Below are 1926 nucleotides of genomic sequence, written 5' to 3'. Positions count from 1 at the left end.
CCATGGGGGGGGGTGCGCGTTAAATTTGGGGGTGCCGGGGGGGCGGGCGGGGATTGGCGACGCCCCCCCGGGGGTGGGTTCACGCCGTCAGGGCGTCAGGAAATGCTGCGCCGTGGCAGTGATCAGCCGGACTTCTGCAGGGTCCAGGCCTGCGTCGCGCGGCCGTCCGCACGCTGGAGGTCGAGCAGCCAGTACCCGTAGTAGGGGCGGTTGCTGACGGTCAGTGCGAAGCCGCCGCTCGCGTCGGTCACGGTCACCGCGCCTCCGCGCGTGGTCAGCTTCCAGGCCTGCGCCTTGTCGTTGCCGCAGGGCTGCTGCGAGACCCACATGCCCGCGGCCGGGGTACCGCCCGGCTGGAGGCACTTGCCGGAGGCCACGGACTTGATGCGCACCTGGCCGCTGCCGGCGTCGTCGAAGTACCACTGCTGCTGGGCGTAGCCGTTGGTGCGGCCACCGACGAGGACCGTGCCGTCGGCGGTGCGGCCGCCCCACACCTCTGCGGCCATGCCGGTGCTGCCGTTGCCGAGCACGTAGCGGGTGCCCGGGGTGGTCGTGCCGCCGCCCGCGCCCGTCGTACGGAAGGACGCGGCCTTGCCGGGTCCGCTGTCACGGCCGGCGCTGTCGCGGACCGAGACGGTGACCTTGTAGGCGGTGCCGGGCTGCAGGTTGTAGATGCGGAGCACCTGGGATTGGACCCACGTCAGGTGCTTGCCGTTCAGCTGCACCGCGTACCAGGAGGCGCCGTCGACCTTCGGCCAGCTCACGACGACGGAGTCGGACTGGATCTGGGCCGCCGTCACGGCCGGTCCGCCGGAGGGCTGCTTGGTCGGCGTCGGCGAGGGCTTCTTGGTGGGTGTCGGGGAGGGGTTCGGACCGGGGTCCGTGCCGCCGCCCTTGTTCTTCATCAGGAACTGGTTGTCGGCGATGTTCCAGTGCGTGGCCAGGTAGCTTCCGGCCTTGGGACTGGTGTGGAAGTAGTCGTCGTGGTTGCAGTCCAGGATGTTTTCGGCGGCCTGGTTGGTGCAGATGTTGCGCATCTGCGGGTAGTACGGGGTGTCCGAGTAGCACATGACGTCGTACTCGTCCGTGCAGTGCGCGCCACGGCTGGTGTTCGGGGCGCTGTTGTTGACCGCTCCCAGGTTGTGGCCGAGTTCGTGCGCGGCGGTGTGCCCGCCCCAGCAGCCGGAGTCGGTACGCCCGTAGGAGGGACCGAAGTTGCTCTGGTTGGCCTGGCCGGGCCGCTCGTCGCCCGCGAAGGTGCCGATGCCGCAGTAGACCTGGGTGTCGGCGAAGATCATGTACTTGCGGTCGCGACGGTCGAGGCCTTTGCCGGCGAGTGCGTTGTTCGTCGCGCTGAACTCGGCCAGAGCCGAGTCCGGGAGCTCGATGTTGAGCACGGTGGGGGTGCAGTCGGCGGCCGTCACATAGCGGATGTGACGTACTCCGCCGGTCTCCTGGGCACTCGCCGAGTAGATGAGGTCGGCGTCCGCCGCCCACTTGCGGAACGAGGCGACGTACTCGGAGTAGCGGTCCTTGCCCGGTCCGTGGACGTAGACGACCTGCACGCGGTTGCCGGTGCTGCCGTCGCCGTCGCACTGGACGGTCTGGCCGGCCGGGCCGGCGGCGACACTCTGGCTGCCGGCGGTGGCCGCGGGTTCGGGTGCGGAGGCCTTGCCGGCCGTCGACGCGTCGGCCGCGGGCGCGTCCTGAGGACGCCCGCCGCCTTCCTTGCTGGCCGGGTCATCGGCGGCGGGGCGGGCCGGATCGGCCGCCGGAGCCGTCTCCTTGACGGCGGGCGGGATGTCCTTCGTGATGTCGACGCCCTTCGGCGGGGCGTCGGGGCCGTGGGTGCACAGCCCGGTGTCGGTGCGGTAGACACCCACGCACCGGTCGCCCTTGGGCGCGGCCTGGAGGCCGTCGTAGACC

At 71.0% G+C, this 1926-nt stretch carries 1 protein-coding gene; it reads right to left on the bottom strand.

The window, feature by feature from the left end; translation table 11 throughout:
* Positions 1-122 precede the first annotated feature (122 nt).
* A partial coding sequence (locus ACWGIU_RS36870; RefSeq protein WP_453712434.1) for an RICIN domain-containing protein occupies positions 123-1926 on the bottom strand: 1804 nt, incomplete at its 5' end.

The organism is Streptomyces sp. NPDC054840 (assembly GCF_053611065.1).
The sequence above is the reverse complement of the archived record's forward strand: the minus strand, read 5'-3'. Positions and strand labels throughout refer to the sequence as shown.